The following is a 24,810-nucleotide window of genomic DNA, read 5'->3' as shown; positions in this document are numbered from 1 at the left end:
CAATAGTTTTCTGCACCTGCCGGAACTTAACCCGTGAAGCGCTACTCAGAGTTACTGAATGGGTGGTGAAGCCCTTCAATGCTCCTATGTTGTGTTAAGTGTTGGCAGATATCTGGACCCCGCCCTAGCGGTCCGGAACTTGAACCCCGAACTTCCCCTCCCCATACGAAGTCCGGGGTTTTTTTTGCCCGCAGAAAAGTTACTCGGCGATTTCCGCGCCTTTGTCAGCCAATTCCATCCAGTCGGCCAGCACGGTGTAAGCCTCTTCCAGGCCCAGGCGCTTGGGCGCCGAGAACAACTGGAAGGTGATCGCGTCACCCCAACCTTTGCGGATTTCCGCCTGCACTTTGAGCAGGGTGTTCTTGGCTGCGCCGTAGGTCAGCTTGTCGGCCTTGGTCAGCAGGATATGCATCGGCATGCCGCTGGCGACGGCCCAGTCGAGCATCAACAGGTCGAAGTCGGTCATTGGATGACGGATGTCCATCATCAGGATCAGACCCTTCAGGCTCTCGCGGCCACCCAGGTAAGCCTCCAGGTGACGCTGCCAGTGCAGCTTCAACGGGATAGGTACTTTCGCGTAACCGTAGCCCGGCAGGTCGACCAGACGCCGATCTTCGTCTAGCTTGAAGAAATTGAGCAGTTGCGTGCGGCCCGGGGTTTTCGAGGTGCGTGCCAGGCTGGCGTGGGTCAGGGTGTTCAGCGCGCTGGACTTGCCGGCGTTGGAACGGCCGGCAAAGGCGACTTCAAAGCCTTCGTCATCAGGGCATTGGTCAACTTTGGCGGCGCTGAGCATGAACGTGGACTGTTGGCACAGGCCGAGGATGGGGTTCTTGAGTTGCATGAGATTTCCGATGTGGGCGGTGCCGAGAAAGGGTGCGGCAAGCGGTGTCGTTTCCGTTTCAGTAGCGCCAGTATATAATGCCGCAGATTTTGTGTGTGCTTTGTCCCAGCGAAGGATGAGGTTCACGGGAGCGAAAGACCTTTATTGCGCATTAGAACGCAAAACGCTCTCAAACCCTGAAAAGGTCGATGTATGACCCGATGGTTGCTCGCTTTGGGTGTCCTGATTCCGCTTTATGGCGCTCAGGCTACACAGGAACCGGAAGCGGTGTACAACCGAGTTTGCGTGGCTTGCCATGCTGGCCAGTTGCCCAATGCCCCCAAGCGGGGTGACCAGGCAGCCTGGGCGCCAAGACTGGCGCAGGGCATGGACACGCTGGTGCAACACGTGACCCAGGGTTTCAAGGCAATGCCGCCGCGTGGTTTGTGCATGGACTGCAGTACTGAGGATTACCAGGCCGTCATTCAGTTGATGGTGAGTAAACCCGGTAGATAACTCTTAAACCCCTTAGCCGTAGTTGGATTAGCTGATGAACAAACTGATCGTGAGTCTGCTGTTGACCCTGGGCATCACCGGTGTTGCCCATGCTGCAGGCGACGCTACAGCGGGCCAGGCGAAAGCCGCCGTGTGTGGTGCTTGCCATGGACCGGATGGCAACAGCCCGGCGCCGAACTTCCCCAAACTGGCCGGCCAGGGTGAACGCTACCTGACCAAGCAGATGCACGACATCAAGGATGGCAAGCGCACGGTGCTGGAAATGACCGGCTTGCTGACCAACCTCAGCGATCAGGACCTGGCGGACATCGCGGCGTATTTTGCCAGCCAGAAGGGCAGCGTGGGAGCTGCTGATCCGAAACTGGTGGCCCGTGGCGAGAAGCTGTTCCGTGGCGGCGACCTGGAAAAAGGCCTGCCTTCCTGCATCGGCTGCCATTCGCCAAATGGCGCCGGTATCGCCGCTGCGGGCTTCCCGCACTTGAGCGGCCAGCACGCCACCTACATCGCCAAGCAGTTGACCGATTTCCGCAAGGAAGAGGCCGGGCGAGCCAACGATGGCGACGCGGCAATCATGCGCACCATCGCCCGCAAACTGAGTGATGAAGACATTGCGGCGGTCTCCAGCTACATCCAGGGCCTGCACTAAGCGGCACGCAACGTTAACGCTCGATTAATCCGTCGATGCAAGCATAAAAAGGGTGGCCCAGGCCGCCCTTTTTTGTGGCCGGTGCCGTTACACTAACGAACTCATGCCCGCGTAGACCTGTCACAACAAAGGTCGCGTGAGGCGACTTTATTTGTCCAGGAGTAAAGCATGCGTAATCTGATCCTCAGCGCCGCTCTCGTCACTGCCAGCCTCTTCGGCATGACCGCACAAGCTGCCGACGTGCCGCTTGAAGCCGGTAAAACCTATGTCGAATTGACCAATCCGGTACCGGTTTCGGTGCCTGGCAAGATCGAAGTGGTGGAGCTGTTCTGGTACGGCTGCCCGCATTGCTACGCCTTTGAGCCGACTATCAACCCATGGGCCGAAAAACTTCCGTCCGACGTTAACTTCAAGCGCATCCCGGCCATGTTCGGCGGCCCTTGGGATGCCCACGGCCAACTGTTCCTGACCCTGGAAGCCATGGGTGTGGAGCACAAGGTCCACAACGCGGTCTTCGACGCGATCCAGAAACAAGGCAAGCGCCTGACCAAGCCTGACGAAATGGCTGACTTCGTCGCCACCCAAGGCGTGGACAAGGACAAGTTCCTGGCCACCTTCAACTCCTTCGCCATCCAGGGCCAGATCAAACAGGCCAAGGAACTCGCGCAGAAGTACGGCGTGCAAGGTGTACCGACCCTGATCGTCAACGGCAAATACCGTTTTGACCTGGGTACTGCCGGTGGTCCTGAAGCTGTCTTGAACGTCGCCGACCAGCTGATCGCCAAAGAGCGCGCAGCCAAGTAAGGGGCCCGCCATGCGCCGCTGGGGGACTGAACGTGTGGTTGGCCTGCATGATCCGCAGGTCAACGAGCACCACCTGGAATCCACGGGCCTGCCGGCCGACAGCCGGTTGCGCCTGCTTAGCTTCAACATCCAGGTGGGCATCAGTACCGAGAAGTACCGGCACTACCTCACCCGTGGCTGGCAGCACCTGCTGCCCCACAACGGGCGCGCCGGCAACCTGCAGAAAATCGGCAACCTGCTGAGCGACTTCGACCTGGTCGCCTTGCAGGAAGCCGACGGCGGCAGCATCCGCTCCGGTTACGTCAATCAGGTCGAGCACCTGGCGCAGCTTGGGGCTTTCCCCTACTGGTACCAGCAGCTCAACCGCAACCTCGGGCGTCTGGGCCAGCACAGCAATGGCGTGCTCAGTCGCTTGAAGCCATGGGCGATCGAAGATCACCCGCTGCCCGGCCCCAAGGGGCGCGGCGCGATCCTCGTGCGATTTGGCGAAGGCCCTGAAGCCCTGGTGGTGGTGATGATGCATCTGGCGTTGGGTGCACGCACCCGCACGATGCAACTGGCCTACATCCGCGAGCTGATCGGCAACTACAAACACCAGGTGCTGATGGGTGACATGAATACCCACGCCAGCGACCTGCTGAACAATTCCCCGCTGCGGGACCTCGGGTTACTGGCGCCGCAAGTCGAAGCCACGTTTCCCAGCTGGCGCCCGCAACGTTGCCTGGACCATATCCTGCTGAGCCCGACCCTCACGCTCGAAAGCGTGCAGGTACTGGCGCAGCCCATTTCCGACCACCTGCCGGTCGCGGTAGAGATTCGCCTGCCGGGTTCGCTCACGGCCGATGCATTGCCCGCGTTGAGCCCTGGCCCCCGCGGACCCCTTGCATGAGCGACGACGCCCAGCGCTGGAAAGAAAAATACCTGTTAAGCATCGAGCAACAAGAAAAGCTCGAACGCCGTTGGGCTGCCCGCCTCGACCTGCTGCGCCGAGGGCTGGTGCGCAGCACGCTGGCGGCGGAAGGCACCGACCGCGCGGTCGACCAATGCATGAAGGAAATGCGCGACGTGGTGCGCACCGACGACATGGACGCCGCCCTCGCCGCCCTGCTGCCACGCCTGGAAAAGGCCGTGCTGGATTCCGAGCAGCGCCGCGAAACCCGGGTCGAGCAGATCAGCACCGCGCTGACGGCACTGGTCGCGCAGCTGCAAAAACTGCCGTTGCCCCGTGACGTTGCGCGCCCGCTGAAAACCTTCGCCAAGCAATTGGACAGCCGAGTGGGCCAGGCGCGCGAGATCCCGCTGTTGCTCAGTGAGTTGAGCAGCCTGCAAGGGCAGGCGCTGGATAACCTGGAGCCGGATGGCGAAACCGCGCGTCCCGGGCCTGGGCTGCTGCAACGCTTGTTTGGTGGCAAGGACGTCGTCAATGAGGCGCCGGTGAGCGAGCCTGCGGCGGTTGCTGCCGTGCCACCCACTGCTGCGAAGCCTGCGCCCGAGCCTGTGCCCCAGGAGCCCGCGCAATCTGAAGAGTTGTCCGAGGCGCTGCGGGCGTTCGCACCGCTGCCGCAAGTTGCACCCGCACCTGTACCTCCTGCCCCGGTGGTCGAGGTCGCCAAGCCAGCGGTTGTAGCTGACGCGCCGGTCCACGCTGCGGCGCCTGTCGCTGCGCCCGAGCCCGAGCCGCCCGAGCCGCAGGCCGAAGCGCCTGTCGCCGAAAGCGCACTCGCCACCTTTGTCGAAGCGCCGCAGGCGCCAATCGAAGCACCGGAGCAGACCGTCATCGGCAGCCTGTCGTTGCCGCCGGTGCTGGCGCCTGCCGACCCCGACGAGCTGCAATCAGAGGGCATCTACGCCCTGCCCGACTCGCCCGAGCCGTCCTACAGCTCCGTGGCCAAGCATATCGAAGACACCTTGCTCGGCCTGCTCGAAGACCTGTCGCTGCCCGAGCGCCACCGGCCACAGGCCGAGGCGATGCGCGAGCGCCTGGCCCACGGCTTGAACTGGTATGAACTGCTGCCGATCCTCGATGACCTAGCGGTGTTGATGCTGGCGATCACCGACAGCGGCCAGCACGAGTTCGAGGCCTATCTCAAGCAGCTCAACGAGCGCCTTGAAGCGTTCCAGGGTCATCTGCAAGTGGCCAGCGACGGGCATGCCGACAGCCGTGACGCCGCCCGCGAGCTGGATACGCAGATCCGTGAGCAAGTCGATGGCCTGCAAAGCAGTGTGCAGGAAGCGGCTGACCTGGACAGCCTCAAGCACGTGCTGGAAAGCCATCTGGAAGGCCTGCTCGGCACCATGGACCAGCACCAGCAGCAACGCGACCAGCGTGAGCAGGAAGTTGCGGCGCGCTTGAAAGGCCTGGCCGAACGGGTGGCGAACATGGAACAGGAAGCCCAGGGCTATCGCGAACACCTGGAAGTGCAGCGCCAGAAAGCCCTGCTCGATCCGCTCACCGGGCTGCCCAACCGCGCGGCCTGGAGCGAGCGCCTGGACCACGAGGTCAATGCCTGGCACCAGCACGGCAACAGCCTGTCGCTGGCGATGCTCGACCTGGACCACTTCAAGCGGATCAACGACGGTTACGGCCATCTGGCGGGCGACAAGGTGCTGAAAATCATCGCCAACGTCCTGCGCAAGCGCCTGCGTTCGACCGATTTCATCGCACGTTTTGGTGGCGAAGAGTTTGTCTTGCTGATGCCCAACTCATCCCTGGCGGATGCGCTGGCGGTGGGCGAGGTGCTGCGTGCAGCCATCGAGGCGTGCCCGTTCCACTTCAAAGGCGAGCCGGTGACGGTCACCGTGTCTATGGGCGTAGCGCAGTTCATGCCGGGCGAGCGCAGCGACCTGGCGCTCAAGCGCGCCGATGCGGCGTTGTATCGGGCCAAGGCGGCGGGACGCAACCGCGTACAGGCGGCGTAAAAGATGTTCCATTATGTGATTTGAGCGCCGCGTCACAATCGGTACGTTACACTGTTGCATTATCGTCTTCAGCGTACTGCCTTCTGCCATGAAATCCTTATCCATTGCCTTTGTGTTTCTTCTGCTTGCGGGTTGCGCCAGCGGCCCGCGCCTGGACACCAGCCATCCTTCTGCGAACCACGACAACCGCGTGCAGTTCGTGATCGTCCACTACACCTCCACCGACCTTGAGCGCTCCCTGGCACTGCTGACCCGCGGCCAGGTCAGCAGCCACTACCTGATTGGCGACGACGCCTCGGGCAAGATCTACAAGCTGGTGGATGAGAGCCAGCGCGCCTGGCACGCCGGGGAAAGCGAGTGGATGGGCCGCACCTGGCTCAACTCCAGCTCCATCGGCATCGAAATCGTCAACCCAGGCTATCGCGACACGCCGACGGGGCGCGTGTGGTATCCGTATTCCGAAGCGCAGGTAAAGTCGCTGGTGGTGTTGCTCAAGGACATCAGCAAGCGTAATGGCATCGACCCGAAGAACATCATTGGCCATAGCGATATTGCGCCGCTGCGCAAGCTGGACCCGGGCCCGTTGTTTCCGTGGAAGCGCTTGGCCGAGGAAGGCCTGGGAGTATGGCCGGACGCCCAGGCGGTGGCGCGGTTCCAGGTGCAATACGCCGCTGACCTGCCGAGCATTACCTGGTTCCAGGAAGAGCTAGCCCGCCTGGGCTACCAGACACCGCAGACCGGCGAGTTGGATGTGGCTACGCGCCATGTGATTGCAGCGTTCCAGATGCACTTCCGACCGTCGCTGTTTGATGGCACGCCCGACGCCGAGAGTGCCGCGATCCTGCGGGCCTTGAACCGTCGTTAAAGCGGCAGCGCCATATAGAACTGCGTCCCCTGCCCCGGCCGCGAATACACACCCATGCGGCCGCCGTGCAGCTGCACGATCTCCTTGCACAGCGCCAGCCCCAGGCCGGCGCCGCCTTTCTTGCGGCCCACCTGGACGAAGGGTTCGAAAATGCGCCCTTGCTGGCCATAGGCGATGCCTTCGCCGTTGTCCTCGACGCTGACAATCACCCGCTCCCCATGCCGCCGCGCCTGCAGGCGAATCTGCCCACCCTCGGCGGTATGGCGCAGGGCGTTGGCCAGCAGGTTGTCGAGCACACGCTCCAGTTGCGGCTGGTCGGCGTACAGGCGTGGCAGGTCGGCCTGCGCTTCTACCAGCAGTTCGATGTTCTGCGCATTGGCCAGTTCCGTGAAGCGCGCACGCGCGTGCTCAAGCAGATCGTTCACGTCACACGGCCCCAGGGTGAGTTTTTGCAGGCCGTTCTGGTAGCGCGAGAAGTTGAGCAAGTCGTTGATCAACTGCATCAGGCGCTGCATTTCTTCATTGACCGTGTCCAGCAGGTCCGCCTCGCGGGAGTCCGCCGGAAACTTCGCGCGCTCGCGGAACAGACCGAACGCCATGTGCATGCCGGTCACCGGTGTACGCAGCTCATGGGAGGCACGCAGCACGAACTCGCTGCGCACCCGTTCAAAGGCGCGCTGTTCGGTGACGTCATGCAGCACCATCACTGCGCCGAGGATATGCCCCTCGGTATGACTCACGGGCGTGAGGCTGTAGGTCAGCAGGCGCAGTTCACCTTCGACTTCCACTTCCAGGTCTTCCGGTGCGCGCTCCAGGTTGCCGCCGCGCAGCACCAGTTGCAGTTGCTCATCCAGTTCGGGGCGCATCAAGGCTTCGCCCAACCCCTGGCCGAGGCGTTCCTCATCCCAGCCCAATTGGCGCTGTGCCACCGGGTTGAGGTGCTCCAGGCGGCCTTGGCGGTCGATCATCAGCAGGCCATCGTCGATGCTGTCGAGCACGGCTTGCAGGCGTTGCTGGCCGGCGAGCAATTCATCGACATTGGTCGCCTGATGCTGGCGCAAGGCTTCGGCCATGATGCCGAAACGACGTGTCAGTTGGTTCATCTCCGCCGCTGACGAGATCGGCAGCGTCACTTCGAAATCACCCTGACCGATCTTGTCCGCCGCCTTGGCCAGCGCCTCGATAGGCCCGCCAAAACGCCGGGCGATGCCATGGGCGGTGACAAAGCCGATGATCAGCACAGCCAGCCCGACCAGGCCCAACAAGCCGGCAATGAGCAAGGCGCGCTCACGGGATTTGTGTTCGCTGGTGCTGATGTTTTCCAGCGCCTGCTTGTGTTCGGCGATCAGGCCGTTGCGCAGCACGTTGAAGGTGTCGGTGAGCTTGTCCTTGGTGCCTGGCGGTGGCGAGGCCTGCTGGGATTGGTCAAACGCGTCCAGCAGGTTCTGGTACTCGCCCCGGGCCTGGCTGAAGCCGGTGCCGTGACCGTCGCGCTGTTCATGGGCGATGCCCTGGTCCAGCAGGTCGAAGTAGTGCTGTTTCGACGCTTGCAGAGCCGCAGGATCGGGGCGCTGCTCCAACATCATCATCAGTTGGTCGCCCAGGCTCTGGCGCAGCTTGAGACCCAGGTCCAGGGTGATGAAGTTGCTGCGAATCAGCGACTCCTGGGTCTTGGCCATTTGCATGACGCTGACCAGGCCCAGGATCAGGCCCAGCAGGGCGACGGTGATCAACGCTGAGATACTCAGGAACAAGCGAGTCCGCAGCTTCATCGCTAACTTCATAAGGTACAGCTCACAGGTTGTACTGTTTGCGTTTGCGGTACAGGGTCGAGGCGTCGATACCCAGGGTGCGGGCCGCCTGGTCCAGGGTGTCGGCGGTGGCCAGCACGGCGCCGATGTGGGCTTTCTCCAGCTCGTCCAGGCTCAACGCCGCGCCGATACGCGGGGCATTGTGGGTGGGTTGTTCGGCCATGCCGAGGTGGCTGATTTCCACCTTCTCCTGCGGGCAGATGATGCTCGCGCGTTCCACCACGTTGCGCAGCTCGCGGATATTGCCCGGCCAGCGATAGTTGAGCAGCGCCTCGCGGGCTTCATCACTGAAGCCGCGTGCCGGCCGTGCGTATTCCTTGACGAAGCGTGCCAGGAAGCGATCGGCCAGGGTCAGGATGTCTTCGCTGCGCTCACGCAGCGGCGGCAGGTGCAAGGTGATGACGTTGAGACGGTACAGCAAGTCTTCCCGGAAGCGGCCGTCGCGCACCATGTCTTCCAGGTTCAGGTTGGTGGCGGCAAGGATGCGCACATCGGCGCGGCGGGTGACCGGGTCGCCCACGCGCTCGTATTCCTTGTCCTGGATGAAGCGCAACAACTTCGGCTGCAACGTGAGGGGAAAGTCGCCGATCTCGTCAAGAAACAGCGTGCCGCCATCGGCCTGGTTGACCCGGCCCAGGGTGCTTTCGCTGGCGCCGGTAAACGCGCCGCGGCTGTGGCCGAACAATTCGCTTTCCATCAGTTCTGCGGTCAGCGACGGGCAGTTGATGGTCACGCAGGATTTCTTTGCGCGCTTGCTCCAGCCGTGGATGGCCCGGGCCAGTTCGCCTTTACCGGTACCCGACTCGCCGAGGATCAAGATATTGGCGTCGGTCCCGGCGACTTGGCGCGCGGTTTCCAGCACGACCATCATCGCCGGGCTGTGGGAGTCGAGGCCGTCTTTGGGTTGGCGCACCGCGCCTTCCAGCGCTTCCAGGCGCGCAGACAGTTGGCGTACTTCCAGCTGCTTGGCGGTGGCCAGGCGCAATTGGTCCGGGCTGCACGGTTTCACCAGGTAATCGGCGGCGCCGGCCTGGATCGCATCCACGGCGGTGTCCACGGCGGAATGCGCGGTGACGATCACCACGCGCATCCACGGCGCCTGTATACGCATTTGCGCCAATACATCGAGGCCGTTGTCTTCGCCCAGGCGCAGGTCCAGGAAGCACAGGTCGAACACCTGGCGTTGCATCAGTGCATCGGCCTGGGCGGCGCTGTTGGCGGTGGCCACGGTGTAGCCTTCATCTTCCAGGCAATAACGGAAGGTGCGCAGGATCGCGGATTCGTCATCCACTAAAAGAATACGGCCTTGAAGTTCCTTGGCTGATTCCATCTGTGCCGCGCTCCTTAACTATGAGTGATGGTGATTAGTCCCAGAATAATCGGGCAAGTTGCATGGTTTATTCTGATCGATAAAAGGAAGCGTCGTGCAGGTATCTGCATGGTTTCCTGAAAAGCCCCGTCTGATGGCGTTTTCATGTCGTCTTGCCACTTCGGCAACCTGTCGCGTGTTTTCTATCCCTTGATCCGACCGCTGGTGATCGTGCATTTCGCACGGCTCCCAGGGCGGCATCGTGCAGGATGCTGTGTGCCTCCCTATTCGATATCTCGCAACATATTGATTTTATTGAGTTTTATTTTGTAAAAAAGCTGGCATGCACCCTGCAATATCCCTCTCAACGAATAATCAGAATGCGGGAGCACCACAGCATGACTCGCCCAAGCCTCAGCCAATTGCACGTATCGCCACTGCGCTTGCAGCAAGGCCTGTTCGCCAGCCTGGCCCTGATGGTCACGTTGATTGGCGGCCAGCAGATGCAGCATTGGCAGCAGAGTCAGCAACAAGTCCCGCACTTCGAACATTCCGTGAAGACCCAGACCCATTTCCGTTCCGTTGGCAGCGTGGCTGCCGATGTAACCGCCCCGCCATTGAGAGTCGCCGACCAGGATTCCACCCTGGGCGAGCTGCCCGTCCAAGAGCGTTGGGTGTTCTAGGCAAGAAAAGCGCTCGCTCACGTGAGCGGCCGTACGGCACCACCGTTGTTACCCCTTTAGAAAGCGTAAGGAGAATCACCATGTTGAGTTGGGCAATCACATTTCTGATCATCGCCATTGTGGCTGCAGTCCTGGGCTTCGGTGGTATCGCGGGCACCGCTACGGGGATCGCCAAGATTCTGTTTGTGGTCTTCCTGGTGATGTTTATCGCTTCGTTCTTCTTTGGTCGTCGTGGCCGAGGCTGAATATGACCTCTTTGTCTCTTAAAGCCCTGGTTGCCGCCGCCCTGCTGGGCGGCAGCGGCTTGGTGATGGCCGCCAACGATGGCCAGTCACGCGCCAACGAGTTGCTCAGTGCGGACCCGCAATACCGCCAGACCTGGCAAGGCGTGGTGAAGAAAGAAGAGCGCCTGCCGGAATGGGTGATGAACCTGTCGGGTACGGCTGAACAAATGAATGCCGTGGAAGAAGACGGCGACAAGTACTTGGTCGGGCCGCTCTGCGAAACTGCAGACACCTGCCTGAACAAGCGCCTGATCGTGGCCTTCAGCCTCGACAAGGACGATGCCTACGCGCTGTTGGTAGAAGTCCCGGCCGGCTTGCCGGCGGACAAGTCGCCGACGCGGCACGCCGATTACCGTTTTATCGGTAAACCGGATGCAGGCATGCAAAAGCTGCTGATGGAGCAGCTGAAGAAAGACCCGAATTGGTACTAGGCCCCTTTGACGGGCCTGATCAGTGATCGCAAGTTCACAAACCCACGGTTTGCTGAACTTGTGGCGGGTTCGTGACTCTCATTCCCCGCTTCTCATACCGCGCATAGCCGCAAATTTCCTTTTTGCCCGATTCCAACCATTACTTGGTGTGTCGGCGTGACCACCTATCGATAAAATTTCGTCGGGTCCATAGGACATTTCCGACACTGCCGCGCAGTATTCCCAGGCATTTCTGCCAACCCTTCGAAGACGTGCTGAATCTCTGAGCGAGCCGGCTTTGGCAGGTTCACGGCATATTCGGCGGACGATTTGTCGCATTTGAACTGACCGTTCGGACAGTTATTATGAAAAAAAGCCATGCCGATTCGGCATAGGGTAGGCGTTTACGGCATTAGACGTCGCTCCCTTGCATCGGAATAGTTGCGCCTTTTTTCGCCTGCCAGTAAGCCATTTCGGCCACGCTGCGGTGACCTTCCATGGAGGCAGATGCTCACACTTTTTCGCTTTCGAGCGTTGCGGCTGGCGCATTTGCCTTGAGTTCACTTGAAGTAAGGGTAATGACATGAAGAAGGCAAAGCTAAGCCTCGCCTGGCAGATCCTCATCGGTTTGGTGTTGGGGATCGCAATCGGCGCAGTGCTTAACCATTTCAGTGCTGAAAAAGCCTGGTGGATCAGCAATGTGTTGCAGCCAGCGGGCGATATCTTTATCCGCCTGATCAAGATGATCGTGATCCCGATTGTGATTTCCTCGCTGATCGTCGGCATTGCCGGTGTCGGTGACGCGAAGAAGCTCGGGCGTATCGGCGTCAAAACCATCCTTTACTTCGAGATCGTCACCACCATCGCGATCGTGGTCGGCCTGTTGCTGGCCAACCTGTTCCATCCGGGTGCCGGCATCGACATGAGTACCCTGGGTACGGTCGATATCTCCAAATACCAGGCCACGGCTGCGGAAGTGCAGCACGAGCATGCGTTCATCCAGACCATCCTGAATCTGATCCCGTCGAACATCTTCGCCGCCGTTGCCCGTGGTGAAATGCTGCCGATTATCTTCTTCTCGGTGCTGTTCGGCCTCGGCCTGTCGAGCCTCAAGCCTGACCTGCGCGAGCCGCTGGTGACCATGTTCCAGGGCGTGTCCGAGAGCATGTTCAAAGTCACCCACATGATCATGAAGTACGCCCCGATCGGCGTCTTCGCCCTGATCGCGGTGACCGTGGCCAACTTCGGCTTCGCCTCGCTGCTGCCGCTGGCCAAGCTGGTGATCCTGGTTTACGTCGCCATCCTGTTCTTCGCCTTTGTGATCCTCGGCCTGATCGCCCGCCTGTTCGGCTTCTCGGTGATCAAGCTGATGCGCATCTTCAAGGATGAGCTGGTACTGGCCTACTCCACCGCCAGCTCCGAGACCGTGCTGCCGCGCGTGATCGAGAAGATGGAAGCCTACGGCGCGCCGAAGGCCATCTGCAGCTTCGTGGTGCCGACCGGTTACTCGTTCAACCTCGACGGTTCGACCCTGTACCAGAGCATCGCGGCGATCTTTATCGCCCAGCTGTATGGCATCGACCTGTCGGTTGGCCAGCAACTGATGCTGGTGCTGACCCTGATGGTCACCTCCAAAGGCATCGCCGGTGTACCGGGCGTGTCCTTCGTGGTGCTGTTGGCCACCCTGGGCAGCGTGGGTATCCCGCTGGAAGGCCTGGCGTTCATCGCCGGTGTCGACCGCATCATGGACATGGCACGTACCGCCCTGAACGTGATCGGCAACGCCCTGGCCGTGTTGGTCATTGCGCGTTGGGAAGGCATGTACGACGACGCCAAGGGCGAGCGTTACTGGAATTCCCTGCCGCACTGGCGCAGCAAGGACGCGGCTCCGGCCGCCCAGGCCACGCGCAGCTGATAGCGCGAGCGCTGTGAGACAAACCCCGGGAAATCCGGGGTTTGTCGTTTCTGCCAGCCCCGCTATCATTCGCCCCATCATTCGGGGGATTTAACTGATGCTCAATGGCCTGTGGCTTGGCTTCTTTGTCGTGGCAATGGTGTCAGCGCTGGTGCAGTGGCTGGTGGGCGGTAACGCCGGGATATTTTCGGCAATGGTCGAAAGCATTTTCGCCATGGCCAAACTGTCGGTGGAAGTCATGGTGCTGCTGTTCGGTACCCTGACCTTGTGGCTGGGTTTTCTACGCATCGCTGAAAAAGCCGGCATCGTCGATTGGCTGGCCAAGGCCCTCGGCCCGCTGTTCCGCCGCCTGATGCCGGAAGTGCCGGCTGGCCACCCCGCCATCGGCTTGATCACCCTCAACTTCGCCGCCAACGGCCTGGGCCTGGACAACGCCGCCACGCCTATCGGCTTGAAGGCGATGAAGGCCTTGCAGGAACTCAACCCGATCCCCAACACCGCCAGTAACGCGCAGATCCTGTTCCTGGTGCTCAACGCGTCCTCGCTGACGCTGTTGCCGGTGACCATCTTCATGTACCGCGCCCAGCAAGGCGCCGCCGACCCGACGCTGGTGTTCCTGCCGATCCTGCTGGCCACCAGCGCCTCGACCCTGGTGGGCCTGCTGTCGGTGGCGATCATGCAGCGCCTGCGCCTGTGGGACCCGGTGGTGCTCGCGTACCTGATCCCGGGCGCGCTGGTGCTGGGTGGCTTCATGGCGCTGCTGGCGACCCTCTCCGCCACCGCGCTGGCCAGCCTCTCGTCGATCCTCGGCAACCTCACCCTGTTTGGTTTGATCATGCTGTTCCTGATCATCGGCGCGTTGCGCAAGGTGAAGGTCTACGAGGCGTTTGTCGAAGGCGCCAAGGAAGGCTTCGACGTGGCCAAGAATCTGCTGCCGTATCTGGTGGCGATGCTGTGTGCGGTCGGCGTGTTGCGTGCCTCGGGGGCGTTGGAATTCGGCCTGGAAGGCATTCGCCATCTGGTGGCCTGGACGGGCATGGACACGCGTTTTGTCGATGCCTTGCCGACGGCAATGGTCAAGCCGTTCTCCGGCAGCGCCGCGCGGGCGATGCTGATCGAAACCATGCAGACCCAGGGCGTGGACAGCTTCCCGGCGCTGGTGGCGGCGACGATCCAGGGCAGTACCGAGACCACCTTCTATGTGTTGGCGGTGTACTTTGGTTCGGTGGGGATTCAGCGGGCCAGGCATGCCGTGGGCTGTGCGTTGCTGGCGGAGTTGGCGGGTGTCGTTGCGGCGATTGCAGTTTGCTACTGGTTCTTTGGCTGAGGCTGGGATCGCTATCGCAGGCAAGCCAGCTCCCACATTTGACTGTATTCACAAATCAAAAATGTGGGAGCGGGCTTGCCCGCGAAGAGGCCCTCAGCGTTTCGGCGCTGTATTGCCCTGCTGCACCACCCACTCCACCACCTGCTTGTTCAACTGATCCCCCGCCAAGCCAAACCCGGCCACCACCGCTGGCACCTTGGTATCCCCCACCGGCTGCCGCACCTCAAACCGCCGGCTGGCAATAATCCGCTGATCACTCCCACGCACCAGTCGTGCGTCGAGGCGGATCACCACCTCCACCGCATTGCCACGGTACTCACTCTGAAAGGCCTGCAACTGCCCGCCCAGTTCATAGTCTGCTTGCAGGTTGGTGTCGTCGGTACTCAACAACGTCACCCGCCCATCGCGCTGGAACCCGTCCAGCAGGCGGTTGCGCAACAGCACCGGCGACGGATCGCTCCAGCGCGAATTGGCATAGCTGCTGATCAGGTCACCGTTGGGCACCACGGCAATGCGCGGGCTGTCGAGAAATTCGCTGGTCTGGGGCTTGGTTACCCGCAGCGACCAGGCGACCTGCGTGCCTTGTACGGTCGCCGGGGCTGCCGCCAGGCGGTACACGTCCGAAGGGTCGGGCTTGGGCAGGATCGAGCACGCGCTCACCAGGGCCAGGGCTACAGGGACGATCAGTTGATATGCACGCTTCATGGCGTGAACTCCTTGTTCTTGTCACTGCCCAGCAGGTAACCGCTGGGGTTGGCTTCCAGGCGGCGGGAGATGGCGCGCAGCGAGCCGAGGGTTTCTCGCAGTTCGCGCACGGCCGGCGCCAGTTCGTTGAGGCCCTGCATGCCGCTGTTCACCGAGTCCTTGTTGTCGGTCAGCAAGGTGTTGATGGTGGCGGTGCTTTTTTCCAGGGATTTCATCGCCTGCTCGGCACTGCTGAACGCCTGCTTGCCTTGATCGTTCAACAGGCCGTTGGCGTTGCGCATCAGCACGGTGGTTTGCTCCAGGGCGCCGCTGGCCTGTTTGCTTACCTGCATCAGTTGCTGCATCACCACTTTGATGTCGCCGCGCTGGTCGGCGATGGCGCCGGTGGTTTGCTGCAAGTTGTCGAGGGTGGTGGTCAGGCGCTCGACGTTCTCCCGCGAGAACAACGCGTTGGCGTTGTGCAGCAGCAGGTTGATGCTGCTCATCAGGTCGTTGCTGTTGTTCAACAGGCGCGCGATGGGCGATGGCGAGGCGATGATTTCCGGCAGGTTGCCGTCCTTGCCCTTGAGCACCGGGCTTTGTGGCGTGCCGCCGCTGAGCTGGATGATCGAGGTGCCGGTGATGCCGGTCAGCGCCAGCTTGGCCTGGGTGTCTTCCTTGATCGGCGTCTGCCCGGCCAGGCGGATGCGCGCGAGGACGCGGCGCGGGTCCTTGGGGTCCAGGCGCAGGCTGATCACGTCGCCTACCTTGATCCCGCTGTACTGCACCGAGCTGCCCTGGGACAGGCCGCTGACCGCCTCGTTGAACACCACTTCGTAATCCTGGAAGGCACTGTCGATGCTGGATTTGGCCAGCCACAGGCCAAACAGCATCGCGCCGACCACGACGATCACGCTGAACAGACCAATCATCACATGATGGGCGCGGGTTTCCATGTCATACCTCGTTGAGCGGTTGAGCGGCATCCAATGCCGCACGGCCCCGGGGGCCGTGGAAATATTCGTAAATCCAGGCGTCGTCGGTTTCCGAGACGACATCGATGGCGTCCGCCACCAGCACTTTTTTCTGCGCCAGCACCGCCACGCGGTCGGTGATGGTGTACAGCGTGTCGAGGTCATGGGTGACCAGGAACACGCTCAGGCCCAGCGCGTCACGCAGGGTCAGGATCAGTTGGTCGAATTGCGCCGCGCCAATCGGGTCGAGGCCGGCGGTGGGTTCGTCGAGGAACAGGATGTCCGGGTCCAGGGCCAAGGCGCGGGCCAGGGCGGCGCGCTTGATCATGCCGCCGGACAGCGACGCTGGGTATTTGTCCGCCGCCGACAACGGCAACCCGGCCAGGGCCAGTTTGACCGCCGCCAAGTGCTCGGCGTCGCGGCGGCTGAGGCCGGCGTGCTCGATCAATGGCAGCGCGACGTTCTCGGTCACCGTCAGCGAGGAGAACAGCGCGCCCTTCTGGAACAGCACGCCGAAGCGCCGTTCCACCAGGGAACGCTCATGCTCCGCGAGGCTCGGCAGGTTCTTGCCAAACACCCGCACCTCGCCTTCGCTGGGCCGGCGCAGGCCGACGATGCTACGCAGCAGCACCGACTTGCCGCTGCCGGAGCCACCGACCACGGCGAGAATCTCGCCCTTGTACAAATCCAGGTCGAGGTTCTCATGCACACTCTGGCTGCCAAAGCGGTTGCACAGCCCGCGCACTTCAATCACCGCCTCAGTGGGCGCACGGTGTAAGCGACTCACCAGCCCATCTCCATGAAGAACAGCGCGGCGACCGCATCCAGCACGATCACCACAAAGATCGATTGCACCACGCTGGAGGTGGTGTGGGCGCCGACTGACTCGGCACTGCCGCTGACCTTGAAGCCTTCCAGGCAACCGATGGCGGCGATCAGGAAGGCGAAGATCGGCGCTTTCACCATGCCGACGAGGAAATGCTGCACGCCGATGTCGGATTTGAGCAGTGAGAGAAACATCGCCGGCGAAATATCCAGCGCCACGGCACACACCACGCCACCGCCGACAATCCCCGAGAGCATCGCCAGAAACGTCAGCATGGGCAGCGACACCAGCAGTGCCAGCACCCGTGGCAGCACCAACAGCTCCATCGGGTCGAGGCCGAGGGTGCGGATGGCGTCGATTTCTTCGTTGGCCTTCATCGAGCCGATTTGTGCGGTAAAGGCACTGGCGGTGCGGCCGGCGATCAGGATCGCGGTGAGCAATACGCCGAATTCCCGTAGGAAAGAGAACGCCACCAGGTCCACGGTGAAAATCGTCGCACCAAAGCTCTTGAGCACCGTGGCGCCGAGAAACGCCACCACGGCGCCCACCAGAAAGGTCAGCAAGGCGACGATGGGCGCGGCGTCGAGGCCGGTCTGTTCGATATGCGCGACCATTGGCGTGATGCGCCAGCGCTTGGGGCGGAAAATGCCCCGGGCGAAGGTCTCGAGGATCAGGCCGATAAAGCCCAGCAGTTGCTTGCTGTCTTGCCAGACTTTATCCACCGCCCGGCCGATGCGCGCCAGCACCTGGATGCCGGTGGCTTCTTCCGGGGCTTTGTCGGGTACGCAGAAATCATTGAGGGAGCGGTAGACGGTCTTGAGCAGCGCGCGGTCGGCGGCGGACAGGCTGCAATCGCTCTGCTCGGCGGATTGCTCGATGCGCGTGGGGCCGAGCAATTCCACCAGCAGTGACGCGCCGGCGGTATCCAGGGCGCCGAGGCCGTTGAGGTCGATGCGGGCGCCGGCGTCGTATTGGCCGTCGAGCGTGTCCGACAGCTTTTTCAGGTCTGCGTAGTGGGCAAGCGTCCAGTCCCCCGTAATCCGCAGTAACGCAGGCGTGGAGGACGTATCGAGATGGGCTGCGCCGGCCGAGGTACTACTGGTCATAAGCTCCGAGCTTGTTTGGCTATCCACAATTCCTACGTAATAGCACGAACCTGCCTACTTTGGGTTGTCCGTTTGTGCTGTGTCGATGACTTTGAAGCGCAGCACGCCGATCACCTGGCCGTCTTCGGTGAGCACTTGCACTTGCCAGCGGCCCACGGCATCACCGGGGAAATTCTGTTTGTGGGTCCAGGCGCGATAGCCTTCCTTGCGCCCGCCATGGATGTCGAGGGGGATACGGTCGACCTCTTTGCCGTTGAATTTCCACACATGGTAGATCCGCTCATCCAGGCCACGCGGCGCGTTGATCGCGGTGTAGGCGTACAGCCCGTCACTGCGCAGTTGGGCGACGGTGACTTCCTTGAGGTCATCCCCCGGCGTGCGGTCTTGCAACTGGGTGCTGATGGCCACTTCCGTCATCCACAGGGTGGCCGGTGGTACCCAGCTGCGTAGGAACCAGCCGGCGCAGCCAATCGCGGCCGTCACGCCCAACAGCATCGCCCAGCCCTTGAGGCTGCGCAGCGGCAGGCTGACTGCCAGGCTGGGGATCGACAGCGCCATGGCCACGCCCAGGGCCAGCTTGTAACTCTCGGCGGTGGTCAGGTGCAGGATGATCGGCAGCGCGGTGAGCAGCGCGGCGAACAAGGTCAGGGTGTGCAGCGCAAGGAACAGCGAGCGCTTGGGCGCCAGCCACTTGTAGTACAGCGGATCGACGATCGACACCAGTGCCGCCGCGCCGAGCAAGCCGGTGAACAGCGATTGGCCGCTGTTCCAGGCGGTGGTGACGAAAAAGAACGGCAATACAAAAAACAGACTTTCCTGGTGGATCATCTGGGTCGCGTAGCGCAGCAGCGGCTCGGGGATTTCGCGCTTGAAGACTTTGGTAAACAGCTGGGTGAAGCTGTTTTCCAGCATCAGCCACAGCCAGCTCACCAGCATGATCACCGCGATCCAGCTGGCCATGCCCTGCTGGCGATCCACCAGAATGAAGCTGCACACCCCCGAGATAAAGCCGCCGAGTGCAATCACCCCTGGGTAGCGCTTCATCAGTTCGAGGACGCGGGTGATTATGCGGGTCAGGTTTAGCATTCGGCGGTTCGCAGTCTTTGTAGGAAAAATCCCAGACAGAATAACGTCTTAGCCCTGTGCTCGGTGGCCGATTACGCGATCCGTTTGCGATAAAGCCGCACACCGATCAACACAATGGCAATCAGCCCGAGTATGCCGGCGCCGATCCAGCTGAGGGTGTCGTAGCTCAGCAACGGTTTCTCGATGCGCCAGTAGCCGGGTTGCTTGAATACTTGGCGCATGGCCCGGTTGGTCTGGTCCAGGCTTACCGCCTTGATACGTTTGACCGGGTCGCTGAAGTGGCCGTTGTTGTAGTCGCCCGAGGCGGCCCAGTAGTAGTCGGCCAGGGCGCTGTTGCCCTGCACGGCCCAGGCTTGGCGGGCGATGGCGGCTTGTTGCAGGCGTGCGAACACGGCCGGGTCGAGGCCATCCTTGAGCAATTGCGCCTGTAGGCTTTTCAGCACGTGCTCGGCCTCAGGGATATTTTCCCGCTCCAGGTCGGCATTCAGGCTGAGGAAACCGACACCGCCCAGCACTTCACGCTCGCTCCAGGGGCCGTAGGACAAGGTGTGCTTGAGGCGTAGCTGGCGATACAGCGCCCAGTCGAGGTAGTCCTTGAGCAGGTCGTAGGTTTCATCGTGCTGGTCGTCCAGCAGCGGTTCGGGGAACAGCCAGTGCAGCTTGGCGCTGTCACCGACCCAGCCGTGGATCAGTTCGCGCTGGCTGGCGGCGGCGTGCTGGATTTGCGGCAGTTCACGGTGTTCGGTGGGATCGACTGGGTCGAGCTGGCCGTAGGTGCGTTCCAGGTAGGCCGGCAGCAGTTTGTCGAGGTCGCCGACGATGATCAGGGTCATGTTGTTGGGGGCGTACCAGTGTTTGCGCAGGTCCTCCAACTGGTCACGGGTCAACTGGCCGACTTCGGCACGTTCGGCGCATTTGAGCCCCAGTTCGACGGCGAGTTGATTGCTGGCGGTGTGGCCGAGGTCCTGGCGGTCGAGCAGGCGTTGCAGATGGGAGTAATGGCCGCCGTCCTCACGCTCGACCACTTGCTTGGCCGCGTTGATATTGGCGTCGGTCAGTTCGGTGCGGGTGATGATCGCCAGCAGCAGGTCGAGCACCTTGCGCTGGTTTTGCGCTGGGGCCTCGATCACGAAGGTGGTGTCGGCGTTGCTGGTGTAGGCGTTCCACTCGCCGCCCAGGGCTTGCATGCGGTCTTCCAGGTCGCCTTCGCCGCCGCCGTCGATGCCGCTGAACAGCAGGTGTTCGAGCAGATGCGGCAGTTCCTTGTCCGCGCAGGCGAAGTCATCCAGGCCGACGCCGACCACCAGGCGAATCGCCACATGCCCGCGCTCGGTGCCCGGCTTGAGCAGCAATTGCAGGCCGTTGGGCAAGGTATAGCCCTCGACTTGCAGGCGGTCAAAGGCAAAGGCGTGGGCAGAACCCATGAGCAGGCAGATGAACAACAGGCGACGCATAACTGGCTTCCTGGCGAGTGTGGTCAGTGTTAACTGACTTCACGGGCCATCGTACGTTCAGGGCGAATGTGTGATGTCGGCAATATCTTCGGCGGAGAGTGCGCCGGTGTCGGACGTTTCCAACACTACATAGGCACTGCTGCAAAACAACGAGTTGAGACGTTTCATGTCGGCAATCAGCTCCAGGTGCAGGGAACTGGTCTCCAGGCTCTGTACGATCTTGCGCTGCAAGCGGCTGACGTGAGCGTGGGCGAGGCGGCGTTCCTGGGCGCGAAAACGGCGCTTCTCGCGCAGCAGTTGGCGGGCGCTTTCCGGGTCGGCGCTGAGGAACACCGACAGGCCCAGGCGCAGGTTGGCAATCAACTGGCTGTGCAGGTCGGACAGTTCTTCCAGGCCGACCTCGGAGAACTGGCGGCGCTGGGAGGTTTTCTGCTGCTGGACTTTGCGCAGCATGCGTTCGATCAGGTCGCCGGCCAGCTTGAGGTTGATCGACAGCTCGATGATCTCGGCCCAGCGCCGGCTGTCTTGCTCGCTGAGGTCTTCGCGGGGCATTTGCGCCAGGTAGAGTTTGATCGCGCTGTACAGCGCTTCGACGTCATCGCTGAGGCTGCGCATGGCCTGGGTGATGGCGGTTTGCTTGCCGCGCAGCACTTCCTGCATCGAGGTCAGCATGTTGTCGATCAGATCGCCCAGGCGCAGGGTCTCGCGGGCGGCGTTGGCCAGTGCCAGGCTCGGCGTGGTCAGTGCGGTCAGGTCGAGGTGGCGGGGTTTGGCCTTGCCGTTGAGTTCTTCGCGCTCGGGCAGCAACCAGGCACACAGGCGCGCCATCGGGCCGATGGTCGGCAGCAGGATCAGGCAGCGGCTGACGTTGTAGAGCAGGTGGAAGGTGATGACCATGCCCTGCACGCCGTAGTCCAAACCATCCATCCAGCGTACGAGCGGGTCGAGCACCGGGATGATCAGCAGCAGGCCAATCAACTTGTACAGCAGGCTGCCCAGCGCCACCTGGCGGCCGGCGGCGTTCTGCATGCTGGTGCTGAGGAAGGCCAGCACGCCGCTGCCGATGTTGGCGCCGATCACCAGGCCGATGGCCACGTGCAAGCCGATCACGCCGGCGCCGGCCAGGGTGGCGGTGAGTAGGACGGCAGCCAGGCTGGAGTAGGAAATCATCGCGAACAAGGCGCCGACCAAGGCGTCCAGCAGGATGTCGCCGGTCAGCGAGGCGAAGATGACTTTGACGCCTTGGGCGTGGGTAATGGGACCGGCGGCTTCGACGATCAATTGCAGGGCCAGCACGATCAGGCCCAGGCCGATGCCGACGCGGCCCAACTGCCCGGCCCGCGTCTGTTTGCGCGAGAGGAAGAAAATCACCCCGAGGAAGATCAGCAGCGGCGACAGCCAGGACAAGTCAAAGGTCAGCACCCGCGCCATTAGTGCAGTGCCGACGTCGGCGCCGAGCATGGTCGCCAGGGCGGGCATGAGTCCCATCAGCCCTTGGCCGACAAACGAGGTCACCAGCATGGCCGTGGCGTTGCTGCTCTGCACCATGGCGGTCACCAGGATACCGGCGACAAACGCCAGCCAGCGCTTGGACATGTTCTGCCCGATGACGTGGCGCAGGTTGGAGCCGTAGACCCGCAAGATGCCGGTACGGACGATATGCGTGCCCCAGATCAGCAGGGTCACCGCGGAAAGCAGATTGAGCAAGGTCAGCATGCTCGGCCCCCCGTGTGGGTGCGCTTCAAGAGAAGCGTAGGAAAGTTGCCGCGTGCCGCTCTACGTCTTGTACTTAAGCTGTAGTTGGCGAATGGCGTGCGCGCCAGCATTGCATAGCTGAAAGGGTGATTGAAACAAAACTGTCATGAAATCAGCTTTCTGCAGACGTGAAAAAGGGGCTTGAAAAGCCCCTTTTTGACTGGCGCGGGTTTATTGACCCGGAATATCTTTGCGCAGTTTCACCGGATCCTGCTGCTTCTTCTTTTTCGCGATGGCGGTGCGCATCTTGATGTTCACCGCTTCTACCGCCAGGGAGAACGCCATGGCGAAGTAGACGTAGCCTTTTGGCACGTGCACATCGAACGACTCGGCGATCAGCACGGTACCCACCACCAGCAGGAACGACAGCGCGAGCATCTTCAGCGACGGGTGCTTGTCGATGAATTCGCTGATGGTGCCGGCAGCCAGCATCATCACCAATACCGCCACGACAATCGCCGCGACCATGACCGGTACATGGGAAACCATGCCGACCGCAGTGATCACGGAGTCCAGGGAGAACACGATGTCGATGATCGCGATCTGGATGATGGTGTAGATGAACTTGCCACCCTTGCCACCCGGTTCTTCGTGGGTTTCGTCTTCGCCTTCCAGCGCGTGGTACATCTCCTGGGAGCTTTTCCACAGCAGGAACAGGCCACCGAAGAACAGGATCAGGTCGCGCCCGGAAATGCCCTGGCCGAAGACCACGAACAGGTCGGCGGTCAGTTGCATGACCCAGGTGATCGACAGCAGCAACAGGATTCGCGTGACCATGGCCAGGGCCAGGCCGAAGATCCGGGTGCGGGCCTGCATATGCTTGGGCATGCGGCTGACCAGGATCGAAATCATGATGATGTTATCGATGCCCAGGACGATCTCGAGGGCCGTCAGGGTGAAGAAGGCAATCCAGATCTCTGGATTGGTCAGCCATTCCATGTGTATTCCTTTGAGCAAGTGTTAAACCGCGCAAGCTGCAGCGCCGCGCGGTTGAGTTGGTACGATTATAGAGTGCTGAACAGCGGAATAATCCCCATCAGCAACGCGGCGACCATTATGCACAGGCATACCAGCACTGCCCACTTGAGGGTGAAGCGCTGGTGATCGCCGAATTCGATACCCGCCAACGCGACCAGCAGGTAAGTCGACGGTACCAGCGGGCTCAACAAGTGCACAGGTTGCCCGACGATCGACGCGCGGCCCATTTCGGCGGCAGTGATGCCGTAGTGGCTGGCGGCTTCGGCGAGCACTGGCAGTACGCCGTAGTAGAACGCGTCGTTGGACATGAAGAAGGTGAACGGCATGCTCACCAGCGCGGTGATCACGGCCAGGTACGGGCCCAGCGCGTCAGGGATGACGGCCAGCAGGCTCTTGGACATGGCGTCGACCATGCCGGTGCCCGACAGGATGCCGGTGAAGATACCCGCGGCGAAGATCAGCCCGACTACCGCCAATACGCTGCCGGAGTGGGCGGCGACGCGGTCTTTCTGCATTTGCAGGCACGGGTAGTTGACGATCATCGCGATACTGAACGCCACCATGAACAGCACCGGCAGCGGCAACAGGCCGGCGATCAGCGTGCACATCAGGGCCAAGGTCAGGGCGCCGTTGAACCAGATCAGTTTCGGACGACGGGCGTCGGGGAATTGCGACACGCTGATTTCGCTGTGGTCGATCTCGTCGCCTTGCAGGTGCAATTCACCCAGGCGTGCACGTTCGCGCAGGCCGTACATGTAGGCAATCACCAGGATCGCGACGGCGCCGGCGGCCATCGCCGGGATCATCGGCACGAAAATGTCCGACGGGTCCACGTGCAGCGCACTGGCGGCGCGGGCAGTCGGACCACCCCAAGGCGTCATGTTCATCACGCCACCGGCGAGAATGATCAGGCCGGCCATGATCCGCGGGCTCATGCCGATGCGCTGGTACAGCGGCAGCATGGCGGCCACGCAGATCATGTAGGTGGTGGCGCCGTCACCGTCGAGGGACACGACCAGGGCCAGCACGGCGGTGCCGACCGAAACCTTGAGCGGGTCGCCCTTGACCATCTTGAGGATCTTGCGCACGGCCGGGTCGAACAGGCCGGAGTCGATCATCAGGGCAAAGTAGAGAATGGCGAACATCAGCATCACGCCGGTCGGCGCCAGCTTGGTGATGCCCGCAAGCATCATCGGGCCGATGTCCGGCGCGAAACCGCCGAACAGCGCGAACAGGATCGGCACGATGATCAAGGCGATCAGCGCGGACAGGCGCTTGGTCATGATCAGGAACATGAACGTGATGACCATGGCAAAGCCAAGGAAAGTCAGCATAGGAATACTCCGGGCGTAGCGCGGCTAGGGAATGGCGAACCGGGTGGGGCTCAGCGCAGAACGAAAGGCACGAGGCGTACGGGGGGAGTTGGAGCGAACAGGCGGGTACGGACGGACATCGGGAATCACCATTGTTGTTGTGTACAGCCGGTCTGGTGCCGGCAGTTGGAGGCGATCCTAGACGGGAAAGCTTTCAGCCAGCTTTCGCTGGGAAAACAGGTGATGAAGGGAAGAGGCACTATCTGCAAGTGTATGGAGATTCAATGTGGGAGCTGGCTTGCCTGCGATAGCGGTGTATCAGCCA

At 61.8% G+C, this 24,810-nt stretch carries 23 protein-coding genes; 11 read left to right on the top strand and 12 right to left on the bottom strand.

From position 1 onward, the window contains the following. Positions 1-199: 199 nt before the first annotated feature. Positions 200-841 (bottom strand): ribosome biogenesis GTP-binding protein YihA/YsxC, encoded by a 642-nt coding sequence (yihA, locus tag B348_RS0103040; protein WP_017734689.1) that lies wholly within the window; start codon positions 839-841, stop codon positions 200-202. 192 nt (positions 842-1,033) lie between these two features. On the opposite strand from yihA, the gene B348_RS0103035 reads away from it, so the two are divergent. The 6 genes from B348_RS0103035 (at position 1,034) to B348_RS0103010 (ending at position 6,570) form a co-directional block, all read left to right on the top strand. Then, a complete protein-coding gene (locus tag B348_RS0103035) occupies positions 1,034-1,336 on the top strand; it encodes a cytochrome c5 family protein (protein ID WP_017734688.1) in 303 nt (100 codons plus the stop codon). Positions 1,337-1,370: 34 nt separating this feature from the next. After that, the gene (locus B348_RS0103030) at positions 1,371-1,982 is read left to right on the top strand and encodes a cytochrome c4 (protein ID WP_017734687.1); all 612 of its coding nucleotides are present in this window, start codon (positions 1,371-1,373) and stop codon (positions 1,980-1,982) included. Positions 1,983-2,150: 168 nt separating this feature from the next. Next, the gene (gene dsbA / locus B348_RS0103025; RefSeq protein WP_017734686.1) at positions 2,151-2,786 is read left to right on the top strand and encodes a thiol:disulfide interchange protein DsbA; all 636 of its coding nucleotides are present in this window, start codon (positions 2,151-2,153) and stop codon (positions 2,784-2,786) included. A 10-nt stretch (positions 2,787-2,796) separates the two neighbouring features. Beyond that, positions 2,797-3,675, top strand: a complete 879-nt coding sequence (locus tag B348_RS0103020) for an endonuclease/exonuclease/phosphatase family protein (protein ID WP_017734685.1) — start codon at positions 2,797-2,799, stop codon at positions 3,673-3,675. Beyond that, the gene (locus B348_RS0103015; RefSeq protein WP_017734684.1) at positions 3,672-5,705 is read left to right on the top strand and encodes a GGDEF domain-containing protein; all 2,034 of its coding nucleotides are present in this window, start codon (positions 3,672-3,674) and stop codon (positions 5,703-5,705) included. Before B348_RS0103020 ends, B348_RS0103015 begins: the two co-directional genes overlap by 4 nt. An 88-nt stretch (positions 5,706-5,793) precedes the next feature. Beyond that, positions 5,794-6,570, top strand: a complete 777-nt coding sequence (locus B348_RS0103010; protein WP_017734683.1) for an N-acetylmuramoyl-L-alanine amidase — start codon at positions 5,794-5,796, stop codon at positions 6,568-6,570. On the opposite strand, the gene B348_RS0103005 is transcribed toward B348_RS0103010, so the two are convergent. After that, positions 6,567-8,354, bottom strand: a complete 1,788-nt coding sequence (locus B348_RS0103005) for a KinB sensor domain-containing domain (protein ID WP_026136511.1) — start codon at positions 8,352-8,354, stop codon at positions 6,567-6,569. The two genes, B348_RS0103010 and B348_RS0103005, sit on opposite strands and share 4 nt — an antisense overlap. A 10-nt stretch (positions 8,355-8,364) precedes the next feature. Then, entirely contained in the window at positions 8,365-9,711 is a 1,347-nt protein-coding gene (algB, locus tag B348_RS0103000) for a sigma-54-dependent response regulator transcription factor AlgB (protein ID WP_017734681.1), read from the bottom strand. Between the two features lie 377 nt (positions 9,712-10,088). Here algB and B348_RS0102995 point away from each other — a divergent pair, with 377 nt between their 5' ends. From B348_RS0102995 to B348_RS0102975, 5 genes are all read left to right on the top strand, one after another. After that, positions 10,089-10,373: a hypothetical protein gene (locus B348_RS0102995; protein WP_017734680.1), complete on the top strand. Its 285-nt coding sequence runs from the start codon at positions 10,089-10,091 to the stop codon at positions 10,371-10,373. Between the two features lie 80 nt (positions 10,374-10,453). Next, complete coding sequence (locus tag B348_RS1000000130625; RefSeq protein WP_003170804.1) at positions 10,454-10,618, top strand: DUF1328 domain-containing protein; 165 nt, start codon at positions 10,454-10,456, stop codon at positions 10,616-10,618. Between the two features lie 2 nt (positions 10,619-10,620). Next, positions 10,621-11,088: an inhibitor of vertebrate lysozyme family protein gene (locus B348_RS0102985; RefSeq protein WP_017734679.1), complete on the top strand. Its 468-nt coding sequence runs from the start codon at positions 10,621-10,623 to the stop codon at positions 11,086-11,088. Positions 11,089-11,650: 562 nt separating this feature from the next. After that, complete coding sequence (gltP, locus tag B348_RS0102980; RefSeq protein WP_017734678.1) at positions 11,651-12,982, top strand: glutamate/aspartate:proton symporter GltP; 1,332 nt, start codon at positions 11,651-11,653, stop codon at positions 12,980-12,982. Between the two features lie 97 nt (positions 12,983-13,079). Continuing rightward, positions 13,080-14,309 (top strand): nucleoside recognition domain-containing protein, encoded by a 1,230-nt coding sequence (locus B348_RS0102975; protein WP_017734677.1) that lies wholly within the window; start codon positions 13,080-13,082, stop codon positions 14,307-14,309. A 93-nt stretch (positions 14,310-14,402) separates the two neighbouring features. Here B348_RS0102975 and B348_RS0102970 read toward each other — a convergent pair whose 3' ends face one another. The 9 genes from B348_RS0102970 to B348_RS0102930 form a co-directional block, all read right to left on the bottom strand. Further along, a complete protein-coding gene (locus B348_RS0102970; RefSeq protein ID WP_017734676.1) occupies positions 14,403-15,014 on the bottom strand; it encodes an ABC-type transport auxiliary lipoprotein family protein in 612 nt (203 codons plus the stop codon). Beyond that, positions 15,011-15,949: an MlaD family protein gene (locus B348_RS0102965; RefSeq protein WP_017734675.1), complete on the bottom strand. Its 939-nt coding sequence runs from the start codon at positions 15,947-15,949 to the stop codon at positions 15,011-15,013. Before B348_RS0102965 ends, B348_RS0102970 begins: the two co-directional genes overlap by 4 nt. Position 15,950: 1 nt before the next feature. Further along, positions 15,951-16,754: an ABC transporter ATP-binding protein gene (locus tag B348_RS0102960; RefSeq protein ID WP_017734674.1), complete on the bottom strand. Its 804-nt coding sequence runs from the start codon at positions 16,752-16,754 to the stop codon at positions 15,951-15,953. Continuing rightward, positions 16,751-17,899, bottom strand: a complete 1,149-nt coding sequence (locus B348_RS0102955) for an ABC transporter permease (protein ID WP_017734673.1) — start codon at positions 17,897-17,899, stop codon at positions 16,751-16,753. The genes B348_RS0102960 and B348_RS0102955 overlap by 4 nt, the downstream gene beginning before the upstream one ends. Positions 17,900-17,953: 54 nt before the next feature. Beyond that, positions 17,954-18,985, bottom strand: coding sequence for a DUF5924 family protein (locus B348_RS0102950; RefSeq protein ID WP_017734672.1), 1,032 nt, complete (start codon positions 18,983-18,985; stop codon positions 17,954-17,956). A 71-nt stretch (positions 18,986-19,056) separates the two neighbouring features. Further along, positions 19,057-20,439: a pitrilysin family protein gene (locus B348_RS0102945; RefSeq protein WP_017734671.1), complete on the bottom strand. Its 1,383-nt coding sequence runs from the start codon at positions 20,437-20,439 to the stop codon at positions 19,057-19,059. A 57-nt stretch (positions 20,440-20,496) separates the two neighbouring features. Continuing rightward, on the bottom strand, positions 20,497-22,155 hold the full coding sequence (locus B348_RS0102940) for a Na/Pi cotransporter family protein (RefSeq protein ID WP_017734670.1): 1,659 nt from the start codon (positions 22,153-22,155) through the stop codon (positions 20,497-20,499). A 210-nt stretch (positions 22,156-22,365) separates the two neighbouring features. After that, positions 22,366-23,133, bottom strand: a complete 768-nt coding sequence (locus B348_RS0102935; protein WP_017734669.1) for a TerC family protein — start codon at positions 23,131-23,133, stop codon at positions 22,366-22,368. A gap of 65 nt (positions 23,134-23,198) precedes the next feature. Further along, entirely contained in the window at positions 23,199-24,506 is a 1,308-nt protein-coding gene (locus tag B348_RS0102930; RefSeq protein ID WP_017734668.1) for a CitMHS family transporter, read from the bottom strand. Positions 24,507-24,810 lie beyond the last annotated feature (304 nt).

This window comes from Pseudomonas sp. CBZ-4 (assembly GCF_000346755.1).
GTDB lineage: Bacteria > Pseudomonadota > Gammaproteobacteria > Pseudomonadales > Pseudomonadaceae > Aquipseudomonas.
Note: the sequence above shows the minus strand (reverse complement) of the source record. Positions and strands in the feature narration are given on the sequence as shown.